Below are 25,936 nucleotides of genomic sequence, written 5' to 3'. Positions count from 1 at the left end.
TTATTTCCTTACCAATATCGTGAACTCATACAGCCCATAATCATGCAGCAATGCCACATTTCGCGAATAGCGGCGCTTACACAAATCAAACAAGGCACACGGGTCCGCATAATAGAGGTAATCGCGCATCTTATCTGCGTCCGAATAAGCGGTAAGACAATTAAACGCAAATCCTCGACTGGCATATTGGGACATAGCATCCAAAGTCGTATGAATATAATCAATCCAAGTATCGTCTGAATACTCAAGCTTGACGTTAAAAACGCCGCTTGCCAAACAATAATCTGTGACTTCTAGTATTTGACTTCCAACATTAAACCTAACATTTGACTGATCGCAATGCTCTATCCTCGCAGCATCGATCATTTCAGCGGAAACATCGTATCCGAGGTACTCAAATTTTTCGAAACGAGCTGCCAAATAGTCCGCCAATGCGGCATAACCACAACCATAATCGGTTATAGAAAACTCATCGCAGGCACCCGCGTCAAGCAATTTACATAATTGACTGAACCGCAAAACTTGGCTAGCCTCTCCATTCCAGTCCACACCCTTAGGACTTACCCCATGCTCGACGATCTTTCTACCGTAGTAATTCCCTATGTCTTTAATTAGTTTTTCAGCAGTCATGATATCGGGCAATCTAAACTATTAAACAAATGTATGAATCAAAAATAACCGCATCGTTGCGAGCAGGAGTCACGCCGTAGCTATTAAACATTATGTTATATGCTAGACAGTTTATCATTAATAATTTCTTCCATTAAATCATGAATTGATATACCTCTTTTTTTTGCTTCACTTATTAATCTGTTTTTTGACAATTCAGTAACACCTTCAAGCATTCCAAAATACCTGGTCCTCGCCGTACCTCCACGCAATCCTTTATGAATAACATCTATATTCATTTTTGGAAAACCAATATACGGAGAAAAAGAAATAAGATAAAAGCAATTTCCTAAAACATAGGTTATCTCAATATTATCTGCATTGTATGGAAGCGCGTCCAAGGGAGCATTAGAGGCCCACAACCTATTATTATTAATTGCTATTTCTGCATACGGAGTACCTCTTAAATGTGATGCAATCCCTTCATCACCAAACATCACTTTACCGCCAATCTTACATACACGCTCCATCTCAGAAATAGCCTTCCCAATATCTCCAAATAAATTAATACCACCAAAATGATAAACCGCATCAAAATACCTAGATGCATAAGGAAGAGATTTGGCATTTGAAACAGAAAAACATAAATTATTAAATTTATTTATGTCACTGCTTTTTTTAACCATTGCCAAACTAAAATCCTGAGCATGTAATTCACCTTCTTCGCCAATAATATTCAAAATCAGCGGAATATCCTCACCCAGACCACACCCAGTAACTAAAACCTTCATACCTTTAGCAAGGTTTAAACGATTTATAGTTTTAACTCTGAAAAAGGACTCTTGCTCATCAAATGTTTCGAAAAGCCAGTTTAAAAAATTACGATAAATTTCGGCAGATCCCTCTGAATTATACATTTTCAGATTAATATCATCAGTTTCTGTTAAAGAATACGGCTCAATAAAATCGATAACCAACGGGTTGGAGTTTACAAATTTATACAATACACCGTTACTATTAACTAATCCGTTGAAGCCATCAAGCTTAAGCTCACTTTGCACAACAGGATCAGAAAATGCCTTATATAAGGAAATATTTTTGTTAACCATTTAGTTTTTCCTAAAATAGCGAGCCAATAATCAGTAATATTTATTTTTACGCATTGCGAAATACTGACCAACGGAACTCGCTTCCATACAATCATATCCAAGAATTTCTTTTGCCTCTTGAGATAATGTATTATCATTTATATTGTTTGGTATACTGATCTGTTGTTTAAAAAACGGGATATTATAGAGATGATTAACCGCGCGACGCTCATAATTTGTTTTATTAAACCCACCGGAATGAAACAGCATACAATCGAGCACAATAAATGAACCAGCTTTTGCCTCTACTTGTATAGCATTACGTTGAATATAATTTAACGAAGGAAATGGTTCTGATAAATGCGATGCAGGAAGTACAAATGTTGCCCCATTTTCAAATGTAAAATCGTCAACACAGAATAAGGCATTGATAGCGAGAGGTTTTGTAGACACAAAGTGCTGATAAGGCAAATCCCGATGCCAAGCTCCTTGATTATAAGTCTCTAGCGGAGGATTGATAACTCCATTTTGCTGATTAAGCACAAACTTTCCTGAAATCAAGCGCCGTAGCACTAACAGAAGATTTTCATTCAACGCAAGACCAATAAAAACATCAACGCCTCCATTATGAGTTAAAGGCGACCGAATAGTGTGATATTCATTTATATCTCTAAGCAATTGTTCTCCGTACATCGAAATATATCTCTTTCGAATACGATTAAATTCATCCGAAATATCCTTCAGTTCAGATGACGAATAGCCCCCGTCAACAACTGCATAACCAACTCTTGTAACTTGCTCAACAACCTCATCAATCACTGACTCTACTTGACACTGCTGCCAAACACCATATGAACCACTAGGTATACTATTAACTGTCATTTTGCACCTCGCGATTGTTGAACATGTCTATAAACATGCCGAATTATGGTATATGGCCGTTGTTTGACCTCGGAAAATACCTTTGATATATAAATACCTTGCACGCCAATAAAAAAAATAATCAATCCAGAAAACAACCATATTGATGCAATAATTGAAGTGTATCCACTAGGCGGCGAAGCGATGAAAAAAAACCTGAAAGAAAGATAGGCAATGTAGATCAATGCGGAAATCGAGATAACGAATCCTGAGTAGAATGTGAATACTAATGGAAGACTACTAAAAGATGTTACCGCGTTGACGAAATGACTAAATCTTCGAGAGATAGAGTATGTCGAGGGGCTACTTGAGTGTTTTTTGACAATTGATTGGCATTGTTTAAACCCAGTGATAATCCAAAGTCCGCCAATATTAATTTCCCGTTCCTGATGTAACAGCAAGGCTTCAACGTACCTTCGTGACATTAGCCGGGCAGTGACTATATTATTTGGCTGAGCTATTCCAGTAAAAACTCGAAATAAACCATAAAACAAAACACCAGTGATTCTTTCAAAAAAACCTCCTTTGCGTTTGGATTGAATGCCGTATACAACATCGCATGCCTCCGATTCCATTTGCCTTATGAAAGGTAGCAACCATTCTGGTTCTTCCTCAAGATCGCTATCAATCAAAAACACTCGCTCACCTTGCGCTATCGATAAACCGGTCATCATCGCTTTGTGATGGCCGAAATTACGCGACAGATCGACAACAATCACATGGGGGTCTCGCTCACTAAGCTTTACAGCAAGATCGAGACTGTTATCCGGAGAACCGTCGTTAACTAGTATTATTTCGTATTCACCACCTGTTAATTCAATCGCGGCAGCGGTTGCCCTAGCATGGAACTCATTAATATATAGTGCCGATTGATAAAGAGTGGCAACAATTGAAAGCTTCATGGGCTAACATACCTCATATAACTACGCGAATCTTTACCGCAATTGAACAAAAGATCCAGTATGGTAACACCATGCGTGAAATCACCCCAAAGTTGCGGGTACTCAGGATATCCAGCATAATCGAACCACGTAAGCTTGATACCTATTTCTCCAAATACGTGTTCGTCAATATAGCCTTTAGCGGATGGACCTGAAATATATTCTGAACCACCAGCTTGAACACAAAGATTTGCAAGGCGTTCTGTTTTACCATCAATAAGATGGTAATCCCATGAATTAGATATTACAGTTTGTATACCTAAATATTTACAAACAACCTCAATAAACCTCCGGTTCAACTGGGAGATATATATGAAAGATTCGCCTTTATAGATAGGTTCAATAAGTGAGGCAATCTCATCAAAATAAGGAGTTCGACGATAGTTTTGCTCAAGTGCTTTCCAATGCATTCCCGACCAGTCATTGCCATCAATTTGGGTTTCTCGAATCTTCTGAAGATACTTACCTTTCACTTGCACGGGAATTGTTAACCATTGAAGACCTTGAGGCGTCTTAATTTGATTGCGATTCCGCCAATCTCGACGAGTATATTGCATATCGTCATATAGAATAAACTCATCTACTGCAGCAATAATGTCAAAATAGCCTTTCCAAGGAATATAATTTGATTGAAGGATGGCCACCTTTTTCATATTAACAAAATTCCTTATAAGCCAGATAAGCCTGCATGTTATAAATCAAACTATTTTAAATCCTTATGAGCGCAAGATATAAAACACGAAATAAACACCTACACAACTAAGTTACCAAATAATTTATTTTTATAGATAGTTATAGTTTGCACAACACAACCCGTTATTTTTATGTTCATATACTAGCCCTGCGTGCTCAACATAACTACACCTAGCAATAACCCCTCTAGGCTTAGCAACATCAAGCACTCTTTTAGTGCCCAAGCCAGTCAACTGCCCCTGCAAGTCGAGATAGGTAATTGGAAATAGTATAGAAAAACGCTTCATGCTTTCATAGGTTAAATCGTCGACAATAATTCTGCCTTTATCCATATTCAGTTTACATGCACTAGCCAACTCCAAAATATCGTCATTAACTGCGCCGAGACTATTCAACGCAATTGATGGACCCACAAAGCCTTCCTTTAAATATTTGTTGAATAATACAAAATTCACAAGTAGGGATGAAGCAACTACACAAACACAGACTAACGCATATATATTTATAAGATGCTTAAAGTATCCAGATCTAAAACCAGCAAGAGATAGACAAACAACAACAACAATTACATAATTTAGAAAAAAAGTCCTATAAAAATTATGAGCCGCGTCATAAGCATACAAAAAAACAATCGGAAAAACAATCAAACACAGAAGCAAATATCTTATATCAAAATATTTTTTACAGGTGTATTTCGCCTTAAAATAACAAAATAACCCATTAATCACCTTAAAAACGCTAAAAAATAAAACTCCAAAAAATATAAAAAGATTAAAAAACAGAATAATCCGTATAAACCAATTTAAAAACCTTAGTTTAATAAAATAAACTATAGACTCAGGTTCGACGGAGGGCAAGTAACCAATCGCATATTCACTATTATAAAGAAACGACTGAGAATAACCGACAAAGTTATTATTAACCCAGCTAAAGAATCCCTGTAATACAACTGCATGTATATCAACTGTCATAGAAGACAAATAACTCTGTATACCAGGGTAATTGTCGCATGACATGCCCCGACTAAACCCAATAATAGCTGCAATTGACATACCGAACAAATATGCAACAGATAATATCGTGGGAATAATTTTATATGTAAATGATCGACATAGTAATATTGCAAGAACTATAGACAGTGGAACAAATAACACCCCTTGAATATGCACATAAACCGACAATGATGCACTAGCCAGCAAACCAAGCAATACAAAAATACCGATATAAAGCTTACGAACTTCAGAATTATCCCAATAAACAAATGAGAGTAAGCAGAAAAGCAAATTAAGCAAATGAATAAATTCAGGACGAGCCATCGTTAGCCCGGAGCCAGCAACCCCAATAAATCCTGTTGAAATAATTAGTACAGCAAGTGGATTTACACCCTTGACAGCCTTCTTAGCCACATATAATGCTATCGTCAAAGTAACCAGTAATGGAAAAATACGAAACTGCACGGGATTTACCAAAAGCATAGCTTTAGACAATAACCACGCAGGTAATACAAGCAGCATCGGGACTTTCAGACCCCCAAGCCGAGCAAAGTGCAAACAACCCGTGAGAAACGCCCTTATCCTGAATAAACCTTCCTGCATAGAATTGCAATGCAACTTCATCAGGATAATAAGGCATGTCACGCCAAACAATTAAAGACAGAATACACAAACCACTGACAGCGATTGCCAAATAGTTTTTTTGAGAAATCACCATGATTTGAATAGATTATCCGACTATAAAATACAACCTATAGACTCACGACCTATGATATTCAACAATTAGCAAACTTGAAAACATCCACATAAATAACGCCACCAAATATACCGTTATATAATCGATAGATACAATATCAAATGACTTTGACGCGGGAGCCACGATTTCTGTTGGCCTCATGCTCAAAATAATCAATTTTAGCTGGGAAATTGTTTCAACGACCTGACTATTGCATTCTTTCTTGTCTAAAATTTTCTCCCAATAAAGTATTTCACTTTTGACACTATTGAGTTCTTTGTTTAATTTTTGCTGATGATGATCGACAATTTTCTGAGCTAAAGCAGAAACTAAGCGTTCAGCATCGTCAACAGAATCCCAATGGACTAGTATCTTTATTGCTTTATTATTATCGATAGGATGCGTCCTAATTCTCTTTGAAAGGCCCGTAGGAGATACGTTATTAGCAGTCGCCACCGAAATTAAGGTTTCTGAGTTACGTAAATATTCGATGGATTCCGCCGCGCCAGCAATGGGCGTATTGTTATCAAATTGACCTAATTTAATTATAACTTGCGCCTCATATTTAACAGGCATTACTTCCAGTAAAATAATGGCCATCAAAACCCACAATAGGAGATTTAAACCTATATATCCTTTATTTTGTATAAGCGCATCAACTAGGCTTTTAAATGTCATGAAAATTTCCTTAAAGATACTAAAACCGGGTAACTCATGATTATCAACATGAAAAGCAGACAAAATGGACGAATATATGCACCAAATGTCAATCCGGTTGATACATCCACGTAATGCTGCGAAAGAAAACTAAATTGATTGAACTCAATTATCGGACCAACCACAAAATCCAGAGGAATCAACAGCACAAACATGATTATCCTTCTATATTTATTAGCATAACTTCCAATTAAAATTGCACTTAAATATGGCAGTAACAAAATAACTGCATACCCACCAGGGGAATCAGTAGCGACCATCATAGAAAGCAAAACAACTACGCTTAATTGCTCCCAAGTAAAAAAATGAGCTTTTCGCGCCGATAAAAATAAAATAGACGCCGCAACAAAAAGAACAAACCACCTTAAAAAGTGTGCAGTCAAATAGAGGATTACCGGAATCCTGTCCTGATAGTAAAAGACAGCTTTCGACCATGAACTAAGCGAAGTTGTGTACCAAACTTTCTGAAAAAAATCCGAATTAACAGCGCCGGAAAAAGAAAACATATTTTCGAAAATTTGCCTATAGTTTCCATCTTCCAAGACAATCATACTTATTTGATTAATCAATAATGATGCAAAAAAACTTATCAGAAAGTATGTATATTCTCTTTTAAAAAACGGCACGAACCAGAGCACTATTAAATACTGCTTAATATTTATAGCCAACGCAAGAAATACTGCGCCTTTCCAATTGGCGCCAAAAGCCTGAGAAAAAGCCAACAACATAAAAGCAACTATAATATAGTTGCCTCTTTCTAACGCATAAAGCCCGGGAAATTGCATCAGCAACGCAAGAAATATAACAATCTCAACCGAAATATATTTTATACCCACCTGTTTTACGATTAATTTTGTACATACAAAAATTCCACAAAAATAAAACAAAAATAGCCAAGCGATAGAATACGGCGTGCAATCTCGTAACTCTGCGGGTAAAACAACGGAGGCACAATAATCCGGCACTAACATTTGCGCCAATGCAAATACGCTTATCGGATAAATTGATTGCCATATGTCATAACGCCCATCATTTAGACTCCAATAATTTGTATTATAGAAGTCCATAAATGTATCTAAAGGCGCAAAGAAAAATGGCGGCATTGCATAACCGCTGAATTCAAAATACTTGACAAAAAAGATCAGAAAAACCAACTCTGAAAAGATTATCCAGACAAACCACCAATGAATATTTTTATTTTTTACACAAACACTATCAGCTGAAGTCATTCAATATGCCATCCATACTAGATAGTAAATTTAAGATAACTTACTTTGCGCACCATTCTTTTTAAAAGAAAATCGGCGATGCAAGATATAACTGCTTATCACAGTAATAGATACTATAATTGCTTGGGCAATCAATGTATGTAGATTAAGTCTCTCGACCAAAAGAGGTAATGCTATTAAATTAAAACCAAAAGCACCAAGGTAAACCATATTAAACCTAAAAAATTCTTTCAACCACCGCCCTTTCACGCGAAACACATAAATCCTATAACCTAAATATGCATTAATCACCGATATAAAATGACTTATGATTAAAAGCCACACATAATGTAAATCATGGTGTAGGAAAAACCAAATAACCGCAAAAAAACCATACCCAAAAGCGGTATTGTACAAACCTACAAATAAATAACGAATTTTTTCGTTACCCCAAAAACGTTTAGTTATTGAACCCAACTTCCTTTCTCACGATAAAATTAGGTCGATTCTTCACTTCCTCGTATATCAAACCAATATATTCTGCAACAATACCCAACATAGTAAATAATATTCCGAACATCAAAAACATAACGGTCATAATGCTCCCATATCCAGCAAACGGCACACCCCAGAATATTGCTTTTACTATTGTCCATACTAATAGGATAAAAGACGCCGCAGATATGGTTATTCCCAATATAGTAATAAGCTTTAAAGGCACATAAGAATGGGCCAATATGCCTTTTAACGCCAGTTCGATAACCTTGAAAGTGTGAGCTCCCGATACGCCGGCAAAGCGTTCAGCCCGCTCATGCTCAATACCTATGGATTTGTAACCAACCCAGGCAAATAGTCCACGAATAAAACGGTTACGTTCGTGTATGGAATTGATGGTTTCGTATACTTTTCTATCGATCAGCCTGAAATCGCTAACATTTCTGGGAACCATGCCGTTGGTCAAACCGTTGGCCACCCAATAAAACAATTGCGAGTTAAAACGGCGAATTAAGCCCGTGCCATTACGTTTGGTAACAATACCGTAAACGTTTTCATATCCCTCTTCCCATTTTTTGATGAACTGAGTTATTAAATGTGGTGGATCTTGCAAATCCGCAGTCATGATCACGGCAGCATCACCAGACGCATAATTCAGTCCAGCGGTAATGCCGCCATCCATTCTAAAATTACGCGCCAGTTGCACAATTTTAAACCGCGGGTCTTTCTCATGTACCGCGCAGAGCTTTTCGTAGGTATTATCTTGAGAACCGTTCTCTACGATAATAGCTTCAAAATCGTAAGCGCTATTTTCCGCAAATACTGCTGTTAATTGTTTAGCCAATTCATCAACATTGTCCTGCTCGTTATAAGCAGGAATTACCACTGAGATTAGTTTTCTATTCATACTGGATATGTTTATTGCAAATATTGCGCTACTACAGAATATAGATTCTCATCCAAGTCCGGAGTCATTTGGTGCAAGGGATTTGATTGCATCGAACCTGTTTCCGTTACCCTACTGGTAATTTTGGGAAAATAGGTTTGTTCCGGATCTATCGGCACAACAAACCCAGCCGGTTCATCGCTTGCGAATAGGCGTTGGAATTCCGGGTCTTGCTCGAAATTAGCATCGAGTTTGATACAAGGCAGATTAAAGGCTTTAAATAAGGTTAGCCAATCCGGTAAACCCAATCCCGAAGACTGGTCGCAACCAATATAGGCACCATTAAAATAATTTCTTTGCGTCATGCGAATGGATGCATAGCCATTATCGTTAAAAATGAAAATTTTCAGATTTAACTTATTGACAGCAACCGTGCCCAACTCCTGTAAATTTTGGGCAAATCCACCATCGCCTTCCACTAGAACTGTCCTGCGCTGCGGATAGGCGAAAGCCGCGCCTATTGCTCCGCTCAAACCGTACCCCATCGATGCCAAGCCCTTGTTTGTCACAATGTGTTGGCCGCGCTGTTGGGCGAAGGTTTGCATCATCACGGTAAAGGCTCCACCGCTACTGCAAGGAATGACATTATCCGTGTCTCGGCAGTGTACCGACAAACGGCTGACAAAATCGTACGGCGATAAATAATGCTCTGCCGTGTTATTGATCGGCTCGATCAACGGCAATTGGGCTTTCACTTTTCGGCAAAAAGCCACCCATTCGGCATGATCGCCAAGGCTAGCTGCCGCCAATGCTTGTAACACTTGATTGGCATCGCCTTGCAAACCGCTATCGACGCGGGGATGGCCTTTGTTAAGCTCGGTAGGGTCGCATTCCACTTGCACCACTTTGCCGTTAGGTACGAACTCCTGCCAGTTAAACCCGGTTTGTTGCAGACCCAAACGGGTTCCCAGCGCTATAAGCAAATCGGCCTGTTGCATCAATAAATTGCTGTAACGTTGCCCCCAGGTATTCGGGCGGCCAAAATACAAGGGATGATCCGCTGCCACCCTATCCGCGCCATTCCATGTGGTTGCCAATGGAATACCCATGGGCTCCAAAGCCTCGTATATCTTTTCTACCGTCTGTCTGGCAACACCCGCTCCAATCAATAAAAACGGCCGTTTTGCCGTGCGAACATCGTCGATTAGGCGTTGGATTTCGGCTGAATGTATAGGTGGAATTGCTTGTTTAGCGGCTGGAACAAATTCGCATAGCGGATCGTTTACATCAACTGGCGCACCTTGAATATCCAACGGAATTTCAAGAAACACCGGACCTTTGCGGCCTGTAACCCCGGCGTCGATAATCCGATTAAATGCCTCACAGGAAATCAAGCTATCCATCAGCACTGATTTTGAGGTGATCGGCTTGACTATATCGACACCATCAATCTCTTGAATGCCGCGCTGGCGTACTTGTTGCCGGCAAAGATCGGCGGTCTTTACTTGCCCACCTATCACCAATAATTCCCGGCTCTCCAAATAGGCACCCGCCACTGCGGTGACAATATTGGTTAAGCCGGGACCGGCGGTTACCAAAGCAAAGGCTTTACCATCGGTGCTTATTTCATTGAAATATTCCGCTGCGATTCCGGCCGCCACCTCATGCACCACGCTAACGCATTTGAAATGACGATTTACGCTCGCGAGAATATGCATGATATTGCCGCCCGCCACGTAAAAGCAGTGGGTATATCCTCTTTCTTTTAACCAATCGGCCAATAGATCGCTATATTTTATGGTCTTGTTTTGCATTGCTTGTTTGCCAGCTTATTGACGGATACCAAAAAAGATTTCTATTTTTTCGGCAACGAATTCCAGCATCTCTGTGGTCAAGGCCGGATAAATACCGATCCAAAAAGTTTGCCGCATAATTCTATCGGTTACATCCAATGAGCCGGATATTCGGTATTGTCTGCCTTTCATATAGGGCTGACGGGTCAAGTTTCCGGCAAACAGCAAGCGGGAGCCGATTTTGTATTTATCCAGATATTTCAACAATTCCACGCGCTCGTGACCTGAGTCTTCCTTCAACGTGATAGGAAACCCAAACCATGAGGGATCCGATCCCGGTGTCGCTTCCGGCAGAATTAAATATTGCTCGCAAGTAGCCAAGCGTTGCTTCAGGAATTTAAAATTACGTTTTCTGATTTCAATCAATTCCGGCGCACGCTCTAACTGCGCTAAGCCACAGGCCGCCTGCATATCGGTAATTTTTAAGTTATAACCCAAGTGCGAATAGGTGTATTTGTGGTCGTAGCCAGCCGGCAAATCGCCTAACTGCCAACCGAAGCGCTTTTTACAGGTATTATCAACACCGGGGGCGCAGTAACAATCCCTTCCCCAATCCCGAAACGACTCGATGATAGTTTTCAGACGGCGACTGCTGGTAAATACCGCGCCACCCTCGCCCATGGTGATGTGGTGAGCAGGGTAAAAACTGAGCGTACCAATATCGCCGAAGGTACCGACATTACGGCCCTTGTAGGTTGTGCCCAAGGCATCACAGCAATCTTCTATCAACCAGAGATTGTATTTTTTTGCGATTTCGACGACTTTATCCAGGTCAAACGGATTGCCCAGCGTGTGGGCAATCATAATTGCCTTGGTTTTAGGCGTGATGGCTGCCTCGATTTTACTGGGATCGATGTTGTAGGTTGGTATTTCCACATCGACAAATACCGGGACCAGATCGTAAAGCAGAATGGGATTAACCGTTGTGGGAAAACCGGCCGCTACGGAAATGACTTCATCGCCTTTCTGTAAGGCACGATCACCCAGTTTTTCGGATGTCAAACAGGCAAAAGCCAGCAAATTCGCAGAGGAACCGGAATTGACCGTCAACGCGCTGCTAACCCCGATAAACTCTGCCAATTGCTTTTCAAACTGGTCGTTAAATCGTCCGGTAGTCAACCAACCGTCCAGCGAGGCTTCGACCATATAACTAAGTTCTTTAGCGCCGAGAATTTTACCCGAAGGCGGCACTACGGACTGTTCCGGAACGAAAGCTTTTTCGGCATAACGTTCGGCGGCGTATTGTTCAACCAAATCCAAAATCTGCGCTTTTAATGTATTTTCTGTCACTGTCTTATCTTTGTGTTCAATAAAATTAATGTTGATCAGCCGTCAAAAACTGCTCTAACTGCTCCGCGCAGACTTGCCGCATATCCTTGCCTTGTTGATAGGCCAGGTTCCAGTCGACAATCATCGCCAACGCTTGGGCCAGAGTCCAACGCGGCACCCAACCCAGAAGGGTCTTGGCTTTGGAGCAATCAAGCTTCAAATAGTGCGCTTCATGCGGCTGCTCACTACCATCGATTTGCCAACTTGCGCCATTGCCCCATAAATCCGCCAGTTTTTCCAATATCCACGATACGGGTTGCGCATCTGCTTCGCCAGGCCCGAAATTCCAGCCCTCCGCATATCGGCCACCTTGTTTATACAGTTGTTCTGCCAGCAGGACATAGCCGGTCACCGGCTCCAGTACATGCTGCCAAGGCCTGATGGCCGTAGGGTTACGAATCGTCACTGCCTCCCCAGCCATGAACGCCCTCATAATATCGGGGATTAAACGATCTTGAGCCCAATCCCCGCCCCCGATCACATTACCGGCACGCACCGACGCCACCGCCACACCGTGCTCAGCGTAGCGTTCGCTGGGAAAAAAGGAATTACGATAGCTGGCAGTCACCAACTCTGAGCAGCCTTTGCTGTTGCTGTAAGGATCGAAGCCGCCCATCGGCTCGTTTTCACGGTAGCCCCACAACCATTCCTTGTTTTCATAGCATTTGTCGCTGGTGACTATAACAACTGACTTTACCGACGCAGTGTGCCTGACCGCCTCCAGTAAATTAACCGTACCCATCACATTGGTGGCATAGGTTTCCACCGGCTGTTGATAGGAATAACGAACAAGCGGTTGCGCGGCCAAATGAAACACAATCTCAGGTTGAAAACTTTGCATTTCCGCCATCACGCTGGCTAAATCGCGAATATCGCCTTCAACGTGCTGCAGTACCGAAGCCACATCAGCCACTTGGAATAAACTGGGCGCAGTAGGCGCCGGTAACGCATACCCTTTGATCTCCGCACCTAACCGGTGTAGATATAACGCCAACCAACCGCCTTTAAATCCGGTGTGCCCGGTTATAAAAACCCTTTTGCCTCGCCAAAAATCGCTATGCTCTACCATATTTTCCACGGTGCTTTTTGCTGTTGCCAAAGCTGTTCCAAATGCTGTTTATCTCTTAATGTGTCCATGGGTTGCCAGAAGCCTTTGTGGAAATAAGCGTGTAGCTGATTGCTGTTCGCCAGGCGCTCCATCGGTTCTTTTTCCCATAGCGTTTCGTCGCTATCGATTAAATCGAACACTGCCGGTGACAACACAAAAAAACCGCCGTTGATCCAGGCGCCGTCGCCCTGCGGTTTCTCCTGAAAACTTTTGATGCGGCTACCCACCAATTCCAAGGCACCAAACCGGCCGGGCGGTTGCACGGCGGTCACTGTTGCGGCGTCATTGTGAGAATGATGAAAATCGATCAACGCATGAATGTCGACATCGCCGACCCCATCTCCGTAAGTAAAACAGAATGTTTCATCGCCGACATAATCGCGAACTCTTTTTAAGCGACCGCCCGTCATGGTTAACTCGCCGGTGTCAACCAAGGTCACCTTCCATGGCTCTGCATATTTTTGATGCACCTGCATCTCGTTATGCTCCATATCGAAGGTCACATCCGACATATGTAAAAAGTAATTCGCAAAATACTCCTTAATAATATAGCCTTTATAACCCAAACATATTATAAATTCGTTAATTCCATAATGAGAATATAACTTCATTATATGCCATAAAATAGGCCTGCCGCCTATTTCAATCATCGGCTTAGGCTTCACCGAGGTTTCTTCATTAATACGAGTGCCCAATCCACCCGCAAGAATAACCAACTTCATTAATATTTCCTCTTGGTTATAGACATAATCATCTACCCACTACATGTATTCAAATTACGAATATACTCGGCAGTTTCTAAAATCTGTCGATCCAGACCTGTTACGGGAAATTCGAACCCCTTTATAATGTCTTTAATAGGCTGCTCGTTTCCCAAATAGCTATCGGGTTCCCCATTTATCATATTCGGACGTTCAACTGTTAAGTCAGCAGCATTAAGGAGCTTGCATACTTTTTCAGCTAACTCACCCACTTCCACCGTTTCATCACCCACGGTGTCGAAACAGACGATGTTTTCGAAACGTTTCGAAAACATCAGGCGAATACAGATCAGCAGTAAATCCAGTATGTAAATATAAGACCGAAACACGGGCTTATTTGCCCGAATTAACACATTTTCTCGGGCTATGACATTCGCAATAATCGAGGACAAGGCATAAGCGCTTAGCTTATTGATATATGGCCCGCTTAGATTAAATATTCTCGGGATAAGAAGTTTTATATCAGCTTTACGGCATATCTCTTGAAAGCGCAACTCATCTTCATATTTTAATCTACCGTACAGATTTGCAGATTCATCTCTATTACTATCGTTTAAATAATCGTAGACTGCTCCGGACGACGACAATAGCACAGCTTTTACCTGTGATTGTTCCAATACTTGTGTCACCAAGCCCTGAATAACTTTATTCAAGCGAATATATTCATCGTCTGAATATCCGCCAACCTTATCCTTGGTTAAAAACGCAAAGTGAAACAAATAGAGAGTATGTTGCGTATGCCGATGGGTGATTTCCGCCAAAGGTCTAACAGATACCGTACGGCCATCAGCCAATACTATCTGCTGTTCGCGTGATCCATAGCCTGATACCCGCTGGTTAAATTCATCGCCGTACAAAGCGGAAAACAATTCCAGAGTTGCCCGGCCTAACCAGCCGCTGGCACCGGTAACAGCAATATGGCTTTGTTTACTAAATAGGTGATCTAATATAAATGAATAATCAGCGCCAAACGCTTTTTCGAAATCAAAAGCCATTATTTGTAGCTCTGACTAATGACTGAGCTAATCGCAGACTTCAAATTGATTATATTTGCCTCGGTTTTATCGATAAATAACCGCTCTAACGCTCCGGAATCATTCACACTGATAATAATAAAATGACTGGTGGAATGCTTTTTATCGGATATAAAACACTCAAAGACTTTTTCCACATCAATTCGCTGGATAATTTCCTTCAGCATCGGAATTTCATCCAATAAGCCAATGACATAATCTTTCAACTGTTGAGTATCCGCCGGAATGTGCTCCAGGCCACCGCTCACTTGGGCATAGTTAACAGCAATCAGCATACCTAACCCAACCGCTATGCCATGGCTCACTTCAAAATTGGAAGCACCTTCCAAAGCGTGCCCGAAGGTATGACCAAAATTCAGTAATAAACGCTCGGCCTTATCAAATTCATCAATTTCGATAAACCATTTTTTTGCTTTTAAACTTAATTCAATGACGTCCGCATACCCTTCTACATTCATATCCATTTGCGGATTTAACCGCATATACTCAGAAAAACACGAACTTCCTTTGGCATAGCAAATCTTCACGGCCTCGCACAATCCGGCGATTTTCTGTTCTGAGTTGAGGGTTTTTACTAAATTCGGATCAATTATAATGGTTTCCGGGGGATGGAAGTTTCCAACCAGATTTTTATAACGTCCAACATTGATAGATGATTTACCCCCAATACAAGAATCCACCATGCCCAATAGAGTGGTGGGAATATAATCCCATTTGATACCGCGCATATAAATCGATGCACAAAAGGTGGCTATATCCTGCAGGCTACCGCCACCGACAGCCGTCAATTTAGCTTGCCTTGTTAAGGCTAAATCTCGCATTTTTACGATTATCTCGGGTACGGATGTCAAACTCTTGGTTTCTTCATTCGCCGGCACCGCAATAACCTTGGCATTCCCGGAAAAAGCCGTTTCAAAAAAGTTATCGCATAACACGGCGCTATTCTCATCTTGCCGTTGTACTTCGGCAAAAGCACCGTTTTCTATTACCACGCGATAATTTGCAATACTGGATTGAATATCAAACGATACGGACATGACTAAACCCTAAGTCTGCACTAATAAATTGACCTGTTATACCGGTATTTTCCGGAGAACACAGAAAATAAACCATATTGGTCACATCCTCCAATGTGGCTAGTCGGTTAAACTTCGTCGCATCGATTATCTTTTTCAGCTGTTCCGGCGCAAGATTTTGATGAGTCATTGGCGTATCCAATGCCCCCGGCAAAACCGCATTAATTAAATAGCCGTCACGGGCAAGATCGGTTGCAGCGGAAAGCACTAATCCATGCAACGCGGATTTAGTCATGCAATACGATAACTTGTCCTGTCTGGCGATATTTTGCCATATTGAACTAATCACGGCTAAACGCGCATTTTCGGCTAATATATTTTCATTTAATAAAATATTTAATGCTTTGACAATAAACAAGCAATTAGCTTTATATAGTTCAATATTTTTATCTGTATCAACATTATAAACACTATCGTTACAATTCATCCCTTGCGCCCAACACACGGCATTGAATTGGCCTGCTGCTTTAAGCGCGGATAAATTCAAATTGTCATCGAATGGGTCAAATAAAATATGCTCAGGAAGCGCGCTTTGCTTTCTGGACGCTATAACGACCTGCCATCCCTTGGTATCGAATAATTGGCAAACATGTGCACCTATTGTACCGGTACCGCCGAAGACCAGAATTTTTTGCATTGCTTCGACCGAATTAATTGCTATCTCTTAATACGTTCCAACGTCCCTCAAGCATGGCTATTCGAGACAGATCTTCCTTGGCAATAATGTCGTAATAATCGCGTTTATTCTGTAACCAAAGTAACTCAAAATGCACAGCGTTTAACAAGCCCTTTTCAATATCCGGCTTGTCTAGTGAATGGCCGGAAAATATGACTTTTCGAGTCTCAAATCGGGTAAGGTGAACCTGATTAATTTCTTTTAATGCGGGTAATGCATCAATGGAAACACCGCCTCCCACCACAAAATCCAAACCTTTTTCTTTACACTCTTTGGCAGTGGCAATGCAACATTCCGTTACTTGCGGCTGATTAATGGCATCTCTCGAATAACCTCGTGACAAGGAAAAATCTACACGGCCAAACACCATGCCATCGACACCGTTATCTTGCCTGGCTTGATCGGCCAAGCTTTGCACGACTTGAAACGCTTGTTCGGTTTCAATATTGAATAAAAAATCAGTATCTTGCTGCTCGTCTTCCGTGAATACTTTGTTCTTCGCGTCTATATACTTAGACAGCGCGTAAGTGCTTTCAATCATCGGCGCGATGATATGATCCACACCAATTAACTTACTCTCTAATAAATCCCGCATTGCTTCGCAACCGCCAATCTTCAAACCCACTTTCAGGTCAGCTCTGCGCACTATCTCAATCAGCCTCAACAGCTCGTCTGTTCTAGTACCTTCCGCTTCAAACTCGGCTTTAATGCCTTCGTATCCATACTCCTGCTTTCCCTTCTTTAAAAGGTCGAGCATTGAGCGTTCTCTTTTATTCATATAACTTCCTCTTTTATTGAAATCAAACCAAGCGGCAGCGATAAACTGCATGCTGCAGTGCCAGCCCGGCGGATATAAACATGTTAAATGTTAGGCTAACAGGCATCCTTGAACGTTGCGCCCAGCAAATCCTTGCTCGAAAGTTGCGGCACGCCCTCAAATGGCCAGGCGATTTTCAAATCTGCATCATTCCAGGTAATGCAACGCTCATATTCGGGCGCATAATAATCAGTGGTTTTATATAAAAACTCGGCTGTTTCGGACAGCGTTAAAAAGCCATGCGCAAATCCCTCCGGTATCCACATTTGCTGTCGATTTTCCACAGAAAGTATCTCGCCGACCCACTTTCCAAATGTAGGGGAATTCTTACGAATGTCCACCGCCACATCGAACACCTCTCCCTGGATCACCCTCACCAACTTGCCTTGCGCCTTAGGCGGCAATTGGTAATGTAATCCGCGCAACACTCCTTTTTGAGATTTGGAGTGGTTGTCCTGCACAAAATTGACACTTAATCCTGTCAGCTCCTGAAAAACTTTTTGGTTGAAGCTTTCAAAGAAAAAACCACGTTCGTCACCGAATACTTTTGGTGAAAATAAAACGACATCGGGTATAGCAAGTCTAGTTGCTTGCATTAAAACACCTGATTATTCAGTAGGTTGAGTAAATACTGCCCATAACCATTTTTCGCTAACGGCTTGGCCAGTTTCTCGATTTGCTCGTCGTTTATCCATCCGCTACGCCAAGCGATTTCTTCCGGGCAGGCGATTTTCAAACCCTGGCGGGTTTCGATGGTTTCTATGAAATTGCTGGCTTCGATTAAGCTAGCGTGTGTACCCGTGTCCAACCAGGCATAGCCGCGCCCCATTATTTCGACGCTAAGTTGGTGCCGGTCCAGATATATTTTATTGACATCGGTAATCTCCAGCTCGCCGCGCGGCGACGGCTGAAGATTGGCCGCTATATCGACGACTTGATTATCGTAAAAATACAAACCGGTCACTGCATAATTACTTCTAGGTTGTGCGGGTTTTTCCTCTAGCGAAGTTGCCCTACCCTGAGCATCAAAGCTGACGACACCGTAGCGCTCCGGGTCATTGACATGGTAGGCAAAAACCGTTGCCCCTGAGGATTGATCGGTCGCGCGTTTCAATTGAACGTGTAAATCGTGGCCGTAAAAAATGTTGTCACCCAATACCAATGCACTGGGTTGCGAGCCGACAAAATCCCTGCCGATGATAAAAGCTTGCGCCAACCCGTCGGGACTGGGTTGTACGGCATATTGCAGATTAATCCCCCAATCGCTGCCGTCACCCAATAAATGCTGAAACAAAGGGGTGTCTTGCGGCGTGGAAATGATCAAAATATCGCGAATTCCGGCCAACATTAGCGTGCTGAGCGGGTAATAAATCATCGGCTTGTCGTAAATCGGCAGCAATTGTTTGGAAACCGCTTTGGTTACCGGATACAGCCGGGTGCCGGATCCTCCGGCCAGGATGATGCCTTTGCGCTGGTTCATAGTCACTTCCCGTAGAGTTCAGACAACATTCGCTCGACACCCTTTTGCCAAGCCGGCAGTTGTAAATCAAACACGCTTTGCAACTTTTCAGTATTCATACGTGAGTTTAATGGCCGCTGCGCCGGCGTTTGGTAAACGCTGGTGGGAATTGCCGTAACCGATTGTTTGTCGGTTTTCAGCGCCAGTCCGGCTTGACGGGCATAATCAAGCACCAAATGTGCGTAATCGTACCAACTGGTTTCGCCGCTAGCGGTTAGATGATAAACACCAGCCACTACAGGTGTTTTCAAGGCATGACGAATAGCGTGGGCACTCACATCCGCCAGCAATTCGGCGCCGGTTGGCGTACCGATTTGATCGTTAATCACCGACAGCTGTTGCCGTTCTTGTGCCAAGCGCAACATAGTTTTGGCAAAGTTATTACCTCTGGCTGCGTAAACCCAACTGGTCCGAAAAATCAAATGCCGGCAATCGCTGGCTTGAATGGCACGTTCCCCAGCCAATTTGCTTTGCCCATAGACATTCAAAGGCCCAACCTGATCATCTTCCCGCCAGGGTTTATCACCGCTGCCGTCGAATACGTAATCCGTCGAATAGTGCAGCAACCAAGCACCGATACGTTTGGCTTCTGCCGCCAAAACTCCCGGCACCACCGCATTGATCGTATTCGCCAAGTCGCTTTCCGACTCGGCCTTATCCACTGCGGTATAGGCAGCAGCATTGACGATAACATCGGGGCGCAACGCGCGAACCGTTTCGGCAATCCCGCTTGGATTACTTAAATCGCCGCAATAATGTTGGTCGAATCTGTCAAGCGCAAGCAATTCGCCCAAAGGCGCCAAGCTGCGTTGCAACTCCCAACCCAGCTGGCCATTTTTACCGAACAATAAAACTTTCATTCACTCAACCATGCAAAGCATTGATCACGCAGTGCGCCCTGCATAGTTTTTATCAAGCCAGGACTGGTAATCACCGGACAACACATTGCTAACCCAGGCTTGGTTATCCAAATACCACTGCACGGTTTTGCGAATGCCGGTCTCAAAGGTTTCCGCCGGTTTCCAGCCTAGCTCCCGTTCCAACTTGCCGGCATCGATGGCATAACGTCTGTCGTGCCCAGGCCGGTCGGTGACATAGGTAATCTGTTCGGCATAGGATTTGCCATCGCTACGCGGTTGCAGTTCATCAAGAATACCGCACAGCGTGTTGACCACATCCAGATTAGCTTTCTCGTTCCAACCACCGACGTTATAAACCTCGCCAAGCTTGCCGGCTTCCAGCACCCGGCGAATCGCGCTGCAATGATCCTTTACGAACAGCCAATCGCGAATCTGTTGACCGTCGCCATAAATCGGCAACGCTTTGCCGGACAAGGCGTTCTGAATGCACAACGGGATGAGTTTTTCCGGGAAATGATAAGGACCGTAATTGTTGGAGCAATTGGTAGTCAATACAGGCAAACCGTAAGTATGGTGATAAGCACGCACCAAATGGTCGCTGGCGGCTTTACTGGCTGAATAAGGACTATTGGGTTGATACTGGTGGGTTTCAGCGAACGGCGCATCGGTCTTTTCCAAAGAACCGTACACCTCGTCGGTAGACACGTGCAGTAAACGAAAAGCCTGCTTGGCCGGCTGTTCCAAGTTGTTCCAGTATTGCCGTACCGCTTCCAACAAACGGAAACTGCCGACGATATTGGTTTGAATAAAATCTTCCGGTCCGTGGATGGAACGATCAACATGGGATTCGGCAGCAAAATTGATCACGGCCCGAATCCGGTACTTTTGCAGTAAACTCAGCAGCAAATCGTAATCCGCAATGTCACCTTGAACAAATACATGCCTGTCATCGTCATGTAGAGAAGCCAAATTCTGTAAGTTACCCGCATAGGTCAATTTATCCAAATTGACGAGCAATTCGTCGCTTTGCGCCAACCAATCCAATACAAAATTGCTGCCGATAAACCCGGCCCCACCGGTGACTAAAATACTCATTTTTAAAGTTTTCTTATTTTTTCTAACCGTCTGCCCGACGAAAAACGCTATTATTATCGGGGCCATTGTACCTTAGTACCATCCTTCAGTGTCTAATGATTCTGCAATCCTTAAGGCAAAAAAAGTTTAAACCTCGCCCCACCCAAACGACTTTCGTTGTCGATCCGCACAAATCCGTTTTTCCCGGCATTTTTGTGCAGGCCGGCCATTACCGACACAAAATACAAACCCAGGCCGGTATTTCCCGACACCCAGTCCAATTCGGCCGTATCGTTTAAGTCCGCGGTTAAAAAATGAGGCGGATAACCCGCACCGTCGTCTTCGATGGCGATGGTTAGATAGCCGTCCTCCTCAGTCACGGCAATCAAAACGGTTTTGTGGGTATAGCGCAAAGCATTATTCAAGACAGCTGCCAGCGCATTGCTGATGATGGCGTTATCGCAGTAGCACATCTCGTCATCGCCACAATCCACTTGTAGATCAATGTTGTGCAATCCAGCCAAGCGCGCCTGTTGATGAATCGCTTCATCGAGAATATCGGTTACCGGGCATTCTTCAATATGCAAACTAAATTTTTGCGAATCGACCTTATACATCACCAACAATTGCATCAGACTGTGATTAATCCGAGCCGCCTCGAATTCCAACTGATTTAACTCAGCGGATGGTCCGTCTTGTTTGGCAGCAGTTTGCCTAACCAGCTCCAGCAAGGTACCCAATGAGTTTTTTATGTCGTGAACGGTTGACGCGAGAATAGTCGGAAACAAATCGTTGTTTTTAGGATGAGTTTGCATGGTTTTAAGCCTTGACCGCTTGAGACTGCCGCAATTTTGCATACTCCATTTGTAATATCCCCAGCTTATGTGGATCAACGCCAATTTGCTTGGCTTTAATAAATAAAGCTCTGATGCGCTGATTTTTTTCTTCGCAAAACTCATTGACCTTCAAATCATGAATCATGATCTTCAACATATTCACGATGATGGTTTTATTATCCGGCATAGTCAGAATGGCCTGTTCGAACAAATCCAATGCTTCGGAAAACTTACCCTGTTTATAAAGCGCCACCCCTTTGTTGTTAGTCGCAATCAAAGCCTGCTTGGTTTTTTGAATCAGGATTTCCGAATGATTGTCCATGCCAATGCCGCTTTGCATGCGGCGTAGGTCGTTTAAGAACTGTTCGTCGTCGATATGCGCATGAATCAGATCGTAAAGTATTTCTTCGGCTTTATCGTGCTCGTCGCTCAGGAAACAGGTTTTCACCACCTCCAACTGTAAGTCCCTGGGCGCTTTATTACCCAAGCGGCTGCATATATCCACCGCTTTTAGCAACGCTTTCTGCGACAACTCGTCGTTACCCAGCGTTTTATACACATCCGCCTCCACAGTCGAGGCGCGTAATTCTGCCTCGGGATGATTGGCATATTCTTTGCGCATTTCCTCCAGCGTTTTTAATGCCTCGTCCGCGGCATTGGTTTTGGCATAAAGTTTGGCCAATCCGGCAAAATCACTGCAGGAACGATGCACGGAATGCTTGCCCAGCTTCACCACCGACTTATAGGCCTTCTCGGCGGTTTCCAGATTGCCGTTCCGGTCCGCCGCTTCGGCCAGTTTTTTTTGCCTGAGTATCGATTGCGGCGACAATTGCAAAGCCTGCTGCAACACACTTTCGACGTCGCTGTACTGATCCAATGCTTCGTAGGCCTTGCCCAGCCAGTCGTAACACTCCATCAACATCGGATTGTCAGCCACCAGACTCTGAAAACCGGCAATCGCTTGTTCGATGTTATTGTTTTGAAAATCGATCACGCCCAAACCTAAGCGCGCCCAGGGCAGTTCTCTATGCTCCAGAACTTCATGATATATCTGCCTGGCCTTATCGAAATCACCCGCGGAAATCGCCAGCTCGGCACGCATTTTCAGCAAATGCAAATGCATTTTCTTGTCCCCGGACAGCAATAGTGCATCGCATAACTGAATGGCTTTAGACAAATCGCCAGCGGCTAACGCCTTGTCGACACTGGCCATAAATTCCTTGCGGGCAAAATTCCGTGTCAGCCGACTCATTAGTTGCTGCGCGTTGAAGGGCTTGGTCAGATACTCATCGGGCTTGCTGTCCATAACCCCCAACACCGCACTGGTAGTCTGCTCGGCGCTGATCAATACAAACACGCAGCGATAATCGATTAAATTCCGGTGTCTGGCTTCCTCCAGCACCTGCTGCCCGTTCTTACCCACACCCAGGTTGTAATCGCACAACACAATATCGAAACTGCTTTTGTTCATGGCATTGATCGCGGCTATGCCATTATCCGCTTCGACAACAGTGACGGCTTGCAAGCTATAAAGCATGTCGCGCATCGCTTTCCGAAACACGGGATTGTCCTCGACAATCAGGATACTTTTGCCGGCTAAACTAAAACTCATGGCAGAAAGGCTAATAAAACGCTCAAGAAATCGGCTCCATAAAATCCACGTAGCGGGCGGACTTGAAAAATAAAATTATCATCCCCAACTCGCCCGAGTCCACTTTACAACCAAATGAGTATAGACATGACTGTTGAAGCAAACAAACAAACCCTTGGTTTTCAAACCGAAGTAAAACATTTGCTGCACTTGATGATTCACTCCTTGTATAGCAACAAGGAAATCTTTTTGCGCGAGCTGATCTCCAACGGTTCCGACGCCGCCGACAAATTGCGCTTCGAAGCCCTGGCCAATGACAGCTTGTACGAAGGCGATAGCGAACTGAAAATCCGCGTCGATTTCGACGAAGCCAAAAAGACCATCACCATTACCGATAACGGCATCGGTATGACGCGCGAAGAAGTGCAGGACCACATCGGCACCATTGCCAAATCCGGCACCAAAGCCTTCTTCGAAAGGCTGACCGGCGACCAAGCCAAAGATAGCGAACTGATCGGCCAATTCGGCGTGGGCTTTTATTCATCGTTCATCGTCGCCGACAAAGTCACCTTGACCACCCGCAAAGCCGGCGCGCCAGCCAGCGACGGCGTACGCTGGGAATCCGACGGTCTGGGCGAATACAGCATCGAATCGGTCGACAAAGCCGGCCGCGGCACCGAAATCGTCTTGCACTTAAAAGAAGGCGAAGACGAATTTTTAAGCGCCTGGAAACTGCGTTCGATCATCAAAAAATACTCCGACCACATTTCCCTGCCCATCATCATGAGCAAGGAAATCCCGGCAGAGAAAGACGAGGAAGGTAACGAAACCGCACCAGCCCGCGTCGAAGACGAAACCGTCAACAGCGCCTCGGCGTTGTGGACCAAGTCTAAAGACGACATCACCGAAGAACAGTACAACGAGTTCTACAAACACGTCGGCCACGACTTCCAAGACCCATTGGCCCACGTCCATAGCAAAGTGGAAGGCACCAACGAATACACATTGCTGCTTTACGTACCGGGCCGCGCGCCATTTGATTTGTGGGATCGCGACGCCAAACACGGCGTCAAGCTGTACATCAAAAAAGTGTTTATCACCGACGACGCCGAGCAATTGATGCCGCGCTATCTGCGCTTCATTCGCGGCGTGATCGACACCGACAGCTTGCCGCTGAACGTCTCGCGCGAAATCCTGCAACAAAGCAAGCAGATCAGCACCATCAAAGGCGGCGCCGTTAAAAAGGTCTTGGGATTGTTGGAAGACCTGGCCGAAAACGACGCGGAGAAATACCAAAAATTCTGGGAGCAATTCGGTAACGTCATCAAAGAAGGCCCGATTGAAGACCACAAAAACAAGGACCGCGTTGCCGGCCTGTTGCGCTTCTCATCGACCCATACCGACGACAAAACCCAGAACGTGTCGCTGGCCGACTACGTCAGCCGGATGAAGGAAGGCCAGGAAAAAATCTACTTCATCACCGCCGACAGCTTCGCCGCCGCCAAAAACAGCCCGCACCTGGAAATCTTCCGTAAAAAAGGCATCGAAGTGTTGCTGCTGTCCGACCGCATCGACGAATGGCTGGTATCCAGCCTGACCGACTTCGAAGACAAGCATCTGCAATCCATCGCCAAAGGCGAGCTGGATCTGGATAAATTCGACAGCGAAGAGGAAAAACAACACCAGGAAGAAATCAACAAGGATTTCGAATCCGTGCTGAATCAAATCAAAGAGGTGTTGAAAGACAAAGTCAGCGAAGTGAAAGTCAGCCACCGTCTGACCGACTCCCCGGCCTGCCTGGTGACCGGCGCTTACGACATGAGCTTGAACATGGAACGCATCATGAAAGAAGCCGGCCAATCCATGAACATGATGGGCATGGGCGGCAGCAAGCCGATCTTTGAGATCAACCCCGACCACGCCATCGTCAAGGCTTTAAAAAACGAGCAGGACGACACCCGCTTTGCCGACATCAGCCACATCTTGTTCGACCAGGCCATTCTTAGCGAAGGCGGTCAGTTAGATGATCCGTCGGCGTTTGTGCATAAACTGAATGGTTTGTTACAAGGGCTACTGGGTTAATCCCTAAATGCGCTAAACAAAAGGCCGGGCAACC

26 protein-coding genes are annotated in these 25,936 nt (G+C 43.8%); 1 reads left to right on the top strand and 25 read right to left on the bottom strand.

Going from position 1 to position 25,936, the window contains the following annotated elements; genetic code table 11:
* From ACH5Y9_RS04370 to ACH5Y9_RS04250, 25 genes are all read right to left on the bottom strand, one after another.
* The gene (locus ACH5Y9_RS04370) at window positions 1–630 is read right to left on the bottom strand and encodes a methyltransferase domain-containing protein (protein ID WP_171695815.1); all 630 of its coding nucleotides are present in this window, start codon (window positions 628–630) and stop codon (window positions 1–3) included.
* 95 nt (window positions 631–725) lie between these two features.
* Window positions 726–1,718 (bottom strand): class I SAM-dependent methyltransferase, encoded by a 993-nt coding sequence (locus tag ACH5Y9_RS04365; RefSeq protein WP_445368663.1) that lies wholly within the window; start codon window positions 1,716–1,718, stop codon window positions 726–728.
* Between the two features lie 30 nt (window positions 1,719–1,748).
* Window positions 1,749–2,579 (bottom strand): phytanoyl-CoA dioxygenase family protein, encoded by an 831-nt coding sequence (locus tag ACH5Y9_RS04360; RefSeq protein WP_445368662.1) that lies wholly within the window; start codon window positions 2,577–2,579, stop codon window positions 1,749–1,751.
* Complete coding sequence (locus ACH5Y9_RS04355) at window positions 2,576–3,520, bottom strand: glycosyltransferase family 2 protein (protein ID WP_101055381.1); 945 nt, start codon at window positions 3,518–3,520, stop codon at window positions 2,576–2,578. The genes ACH5Y9_RS04360 and ACH5Y9_RS04355 overlap by 4 nt, the downstream gene beginning before the upstream one ends.
* Entirely contained in the window at window positions 3,517–4,212 is a 696-nt protein-coding gene (locus ACH5Y9_RS04350) for a WbqC family protein (RefSeq protein WP_033155233.1), read from the bottom strand. The genes ACH5Y9_RS04355 and ACH5Y9_RS04350 overlap by 4 nt, the downstream gene beginning before the upstream one ends.
* Window positions 4,213–4,341: 129 nt before the next feature.
* Window positions 4,342–5,766: a hypothetical protein gene (locus ACH5Y9_RS04345; protein ID WP_445368661.1), complete on the bottom strand. Its 1,425-nt coding sequence runs from the start codon at window positions 5,764–5,766 to the stop codon at window positions 4,342–4,344.
* A complete protein-coding gene (locus tag ACH5Y9_RS04340) occupies window positions 5,732–5,962 on the bottom strand; it encodes a hypothetical protein (protein ID WP_445368660.1) in 231 nt (76 codons plus the stop codon). Before ACH5Y9_RS04340 ends, ACH5Y9_RS04345 begins: the two co-directional genes overlap by 35 nt.
* Window positions 5,963–6,004: 42 nt before the next feature.
* Complete coding sequence (locus tag ACH5Y9_RS04335; RefSeq protein WP_445368659.1) at window positions 6,005–6,658, bottom strand: hypothetical protein; 654 nt, start codon at window positions 6,656–6,658, stop codon at window positions 6,005–6,007.
* On the bottom strand, window positions 6,655–7,926 hold the full coding sequence (locus tag ACH5Y9_RS04330) for a hypothetical protein (RefSeq protein WP_445368658.1): 1,272 nt from the start codon (window positions 7,924–7,926) through the stop codon (window positions 6,655–6,657). The genes ACH5Y9_RS04335 and ACH5Y9_RS04330 overlap by 4 nt, the downstream gene beginning before the upstream one ends.
* Window positions 7,927–7,956: 30 nt before the next feature.
* Window positions 7,957–8,382 carry a GtrA family protein gene (locus ACH5Y9_RS04325; protein WP_445368657.1) on the bottom strand — a complete coding sequence of 142 codons (426 nt, stop codon included), beginning with the start codon at window positions 8,380–8,382 and terminating at the stop codon, window positions 7,957–7,959.
* Window positions 8,366–9,307: a glycosyltransferase family 2 protein gene (locus tag ACH5Y9_RS04320; RefSeq protein ID WP_445368656.1), complete on the bottom strand. Its 942-nt coding sequence runs from the start codon at window positions 9,305–9,307 to the stop codon at window positions 8,366–8,368. Before ACH5Y9_RS04320 ends, ACH5Y9_RS04325 begins: the two co-directional genes overlap by 17 nt.
* A gap of 11 nt (window positions 9,308–9,318) precedes the next feature.
* A complete protein-coding gene (locus tag ACH5Y9_RS04315) occupies window positions 9,319–11,100 on the bottom strand; it encodes a thiamine pyrophosphate-binding protein (protein ID WP_445368655.1) in 1,782 nt (593 codons plus the stop codon).
* Window positions 11,101–11,115: 15 nt separating this feature from the next.
* The gene (rfbH, locus tag ACH5Y9_RS04310) at window positions 11,116–12,429 is read right to left on the bottom strand and encodes a lipopolysaccharide biosynthesis protein RfbH (protein ID WP_033155238.1); all 1,314 of its coding nucleotides are present in this window, start codon (window positions 12,427–12,429) and stop codon (window positions 11,116–11,118) included.
* A 25-nt stretch (window positions 12,430–12,454) separates the two neighbouring features.
* The gene (rfbG, locus tag ACH5Y9_RS04305) at window positions 12,455–13,537 is read right to left on the bottom strand and encodes a CDP-glucose 4,6-dehydratase (protein ID WP_101055372.1); all 1,083 of its coding nucleotides are present in this window, start codon (window positions 13,535–13,537) and stop codon (window positions 12,455–12,457) included.
* The gene (gene rfbF, locus ACH5Y9_RS04300; protein WP_033155240.1) at window positions 13,531–14,298 is read right to left on the bottom strand and encodes a glucose-1-phosphate cytidylyltransferase; all 768 of its coding nucleotides are present in this window, start codon (window positions 14,296–14,298) and stop codon (window positions 13,531–13,533) included. Before rfbF ends, rfbG begins: the two co-directional genes overlap by 7 nt.
* A 32-nt stretch (window positions 14,299–14,330) precedes the next feature.
* Window positions 14,331–15,332, bottom strand: coding sequence for an NAD-dependent epimerase/dehydratase family protein (locus ACH5Y9_RS04295; RefSeq protein ID WP_445368654.1), 1,002 nt, complete (start codon window positions 15,330–15,332; stop codon window positions 14,331–14,333).
* On the bottom strand, window positions 15,332–16,408 hold the full coding sequence (locus ACH5Y9_RS04290; protein WP_445368653.1) for a 3-dehydroquinate synthase: 1,077 nt from the start codon (window positions 16,406–16,408) through the stop codon (window positions 15,332–15,334). The genes ACH5Y9_RS04295 and ACH5Y9_RS04290 overlap by 1 nt, the downstream gene beginning before the upstream one ends.
* On the bottom strand, window positions 16,392–17,084 hold the full coding sequence (locus tag ACH5Y9_RS04285) for an SDR family oxidoreductase (RefSeq protein WP_033155243.1): 693 nt from the start codon (window positions 17,082–17,084) through the stop codon (window positions 16,392–16,394). The genes ACH5Y9_RS04290 and ACH5Y9_RS04285 overlap by 17 nt, the downstream gene beginning before the upstream one ends.
* 13 nt (window positions 17,085–17,097) lie before the next feature.
* Window positions 17,098–17,952: an aldolase/citrate lyase family protein gene (locus tag ACH5Y9_RS04280; RefSeq protein ID WP_225892867.1), complete on the bottom strand. Its 855-nt coding sequence runs from the start codon at window positions 17,950–17,952 to the stop codon at window positions 17,098–17,100.
* A gap of 44 nt (window positions 17,953–17,996) precedes the next feature.
* The gene (gene rfbC / locus ACH5Y9_RS04275; protein WP_445368652.1) at window positions 17,997–18,536 is read right to left on the bottom strand and encodes a dTDP-4-dehydrorhamnose 3,5-epimerase; all 540 of its coding nucleotides are present in this window, start codon (window positions 18,534–18,536) and stop codon (window positions 17,997–17,999) included.
* A complete protein-coding gene (gene rfbA, locus ACH5Y9_RS04270) occupies window positions 18,536–19,420 on the bottom strand; it encodes a glucose-1-phosphate thymidylyltransferase RfbA (protein WP_445368651.1) in 885 nt (294 codons plus the stop codon). Before rfbA ends, rfbC begins: the two co-directional genes overlap by 1 nt.
* A 2-nt stretch (window positions 19,421–19,422) precedes the next feature.
* A complete protein-coding gene (rfbD, locus tag ACH5Y9_RS04265; RefSeq protein ID WP_445368650.1) occupies window positions 19,423–20,319 on the bottom strand; it encodes a dTDP-4-dehydrorhamnose reductase in 897 nt (298 codons plus the stop codon).
* 24 nt (window positions 20,320–20,343) lie between these two features.
* Complete coding sequence (rfbB, locus tag ACH5Y9_RS04260) at window positions 20,344–21,414, bottom strand: dTDP-glucose 4,6-dehydratase (RefSeq protein ID WP_171695824.1); 1,071 nt, start codon at window positions 21,412–21,414, stop codon at window positions 20,344–20,346.
* A 110-nt stretch (window positions 21,415–21,524) separates the two neighbouring features.
* Window positions 21,525–22,208, bottom strand: coding sequence for a sensor histidine kinase (locus ACH5Y9_RS04255; protein ID WP_101055358.1), 684 nt, complete (start codon window positions 22,206–22,208; stop codon window positions 21,525–21,527).
* A gap of 4 nt (window positions 22,209–22,212) precedes the next feature.
* Window positions 22,213–23,841, bottom strand: coding sequence for a tetratricopeptide repeat protein (locus tag ACH5Y9_RS04250; RefSeq protein ID WP_445368649.1), 1,629 nt, complete (start codon window positions 23,839–23,841; stop codon window positions 22,213–22,215).
* Window positions 23,842–23,967: 126 nt separating this feature from the next.
* Here ACH5Y9_RS04250 and htpG point away from each other — a divergent pair, with 126 nt between their 5' ends.
* Window positions 23,968–25,902 carry a molecular chaperone HtpG gene (htpG, locus tag ACH5Y9_RS04245; RefSeq protein WP_445368648.1) on the top strand — a complete coding sequence of 645 codons (1,935 nt, stop codon included), beginning with the start codon at window positions 23,968–23,970 and terminating at the stop codon, window positions 25,900–25,902.
* Window positions 25,903–25,936: the final 34 nt, after the last annotated feature.

It is taken from the genome of Methylomonas sp. BW4-1 (assembly GCF_052474385.1).
This window is presented reverse-complemented; position numbering and strand designations above follow the sequence as displayed.

Coding starts and splice junctions, on each gene's coding strand:
- ACH5Y9_RS04250 (WP_445368649.1), bottom strand. CDS start 23,841: ATGAGTTTTAGTTTAGCCGGCAAAAGTATCCTGATTGTCGAGGACAAT.
- rfbG (WP_101055372.1), bottom strand. CDS start 13,537: ATGGTAGAGCATAGCGATTTTTGGCGAGGCAAAAGGGTTTTTATAACC.
- ACH5Y9_RS04320 (WP_445368656.1), bottom strand. CDS start 9,307: ATGAATAGAAAACTAATCTCAGTGGTAATTCCTGCTTATAACGAGCAG.
- rfbC (WP_445368652.1), bottom strand. CDS start 18,536: ATGCAAGCAACTAGACTTGCTATACCCGATGTCGTTTTATTTTCACCA.
- ACH5Y9_RS04330 (WP_445368658.1), bottom strand. CDS start 7,926: ATGACTTCAGCTGATAGTGTTTGTGTAAAAAATAAAAATATTCATTGG.
- ACH5Y9_RS04350 (WP_033155233.1), bottom strand. CDS start 4,212: ATGAAAAAGGTGGCCATCCTTCAATCAAATTATATTCCTTGGAAAGGC.
- ACH5Y9_RS04295 (WP_445368654.1), bottom strand. CDS start 15,332: ATGGCTTTTGATTTCGAAAAAGCGTTTGGCGCTGATTATTCATTTATA.
- rfbD (WP_445368650.1), bottom strand. CDS start 20,319: ATGAAAGTTTTATTGTTCGGTAAAAATGGCCAGCTGGGTTGGGAGTTG.
- ACH5Y9_RS04355 (WP_101055381.1), bottom strand. CDS start 3,520: ATGAAGCTTTCAATTGTTGCCACTCTTTATCAATCGGCACTATATATT.
- ACH5Y9_RS04370 (WP_171695815.1), bottom strand. CDS start 630: ATGACTGCTGAAAAACTAATTAAAGACATAGGGAATTACTACGGTAGA.
- ACH5Y9_RS04315 (WP_445368655.1), bottom strand. CDS start 11,100: ATGCAAAACAAGACCATAAAATATAGCGATCTATTGGCCGATTGGTTA.
- rfbB (WP_171695824.1), bottom strand. CDS start 21,414: ATGAGTATTTTAGTCACCGGTGGGGCCGGGTTTATCGGCAGCAATTTT.
- ACH5Y9_RS04285 (WP_033155243.1), bottom strand. CDS start 17,084: ATGCAAAAAATTCTGGTCTTCGGCGGTACCGGTACAATAGGTGCACAT.
- ACH5Y9_RS04360 (WP_445368662.1), bottom strand. CDS start 2,579: ATGACAGTTAATAGTATACCTAGTGGTTCATATGGTGTTTGGCAGCAG.
- ACH5Y9_RS04345 (WP_445368661.1), bottom strand. CDS start 5,766: ATGCTGCTTGTATTACCTGCGTGGTTATTGTCTAAAGCTATGCTTTTG.
- ACH5Y9_RS04290 (WP_445368653.1), bottom strand. CDS start 16,408: ATGTCCGTATCGTTTGATATTCAATCCAGTATTGCAAATTATCGCGTG.
- htpG (WP_445368648.1), top strand. CDS start 23,968: ATGACTGTTGAAGCAAACAAACAAACCCTTGGTTTTCAAACCGAAGTA.
- ACH5Y9_RS04280 (WP_225892867.1), bottom strand. CDS start 17,952: ATGCAGTTTATCGCTGCCGCTTGGTTTGATTTCAATAAAAGAGGAAGT.
- ACH5Y9_RS04255 (WP_101055358.1), bottom strand. CDS start 22,208: ATGCAAACTCATCCTAAAAACAACGATTTGTTTCCGACTATTCTCGCG.
- ACH5Y9_RS04335 (WP_445368659.1), bottom strand. CDS start 6,658: ATGACATTTAAAAGCCTAGTTGATGCGCTTATACAAAATAAAGGATAT.
- rfbF (WP_033155240.1), bottom strand. CDS start 14,298: ATGAAGTTGGTTATTCTTGCGGGTGGATTGGGCACTCGTATTAATGAA.
- rfbA (WP_445368651.1), bottom strand. CDS start 19,420: ATGAACCAGCGCAAAGGCATCATCCTGGCCGGAGGATCCGGCACCCGG.
- ACH5Y9_RS04365 (WP_445368663.1), bottom strand. CDS start 1,718: ATGGTTAACAAAAATATTTCCTTATATAAGGCATTTTCTGATCCTGTT.
- ACH5Y9_RS04340 (WP_445368660.1), bottom strand. CDS start 5,962: ATGGTGATTTCTCAAAAAAACTATTTGGCAATCGCTGTCAGTGGTTTG.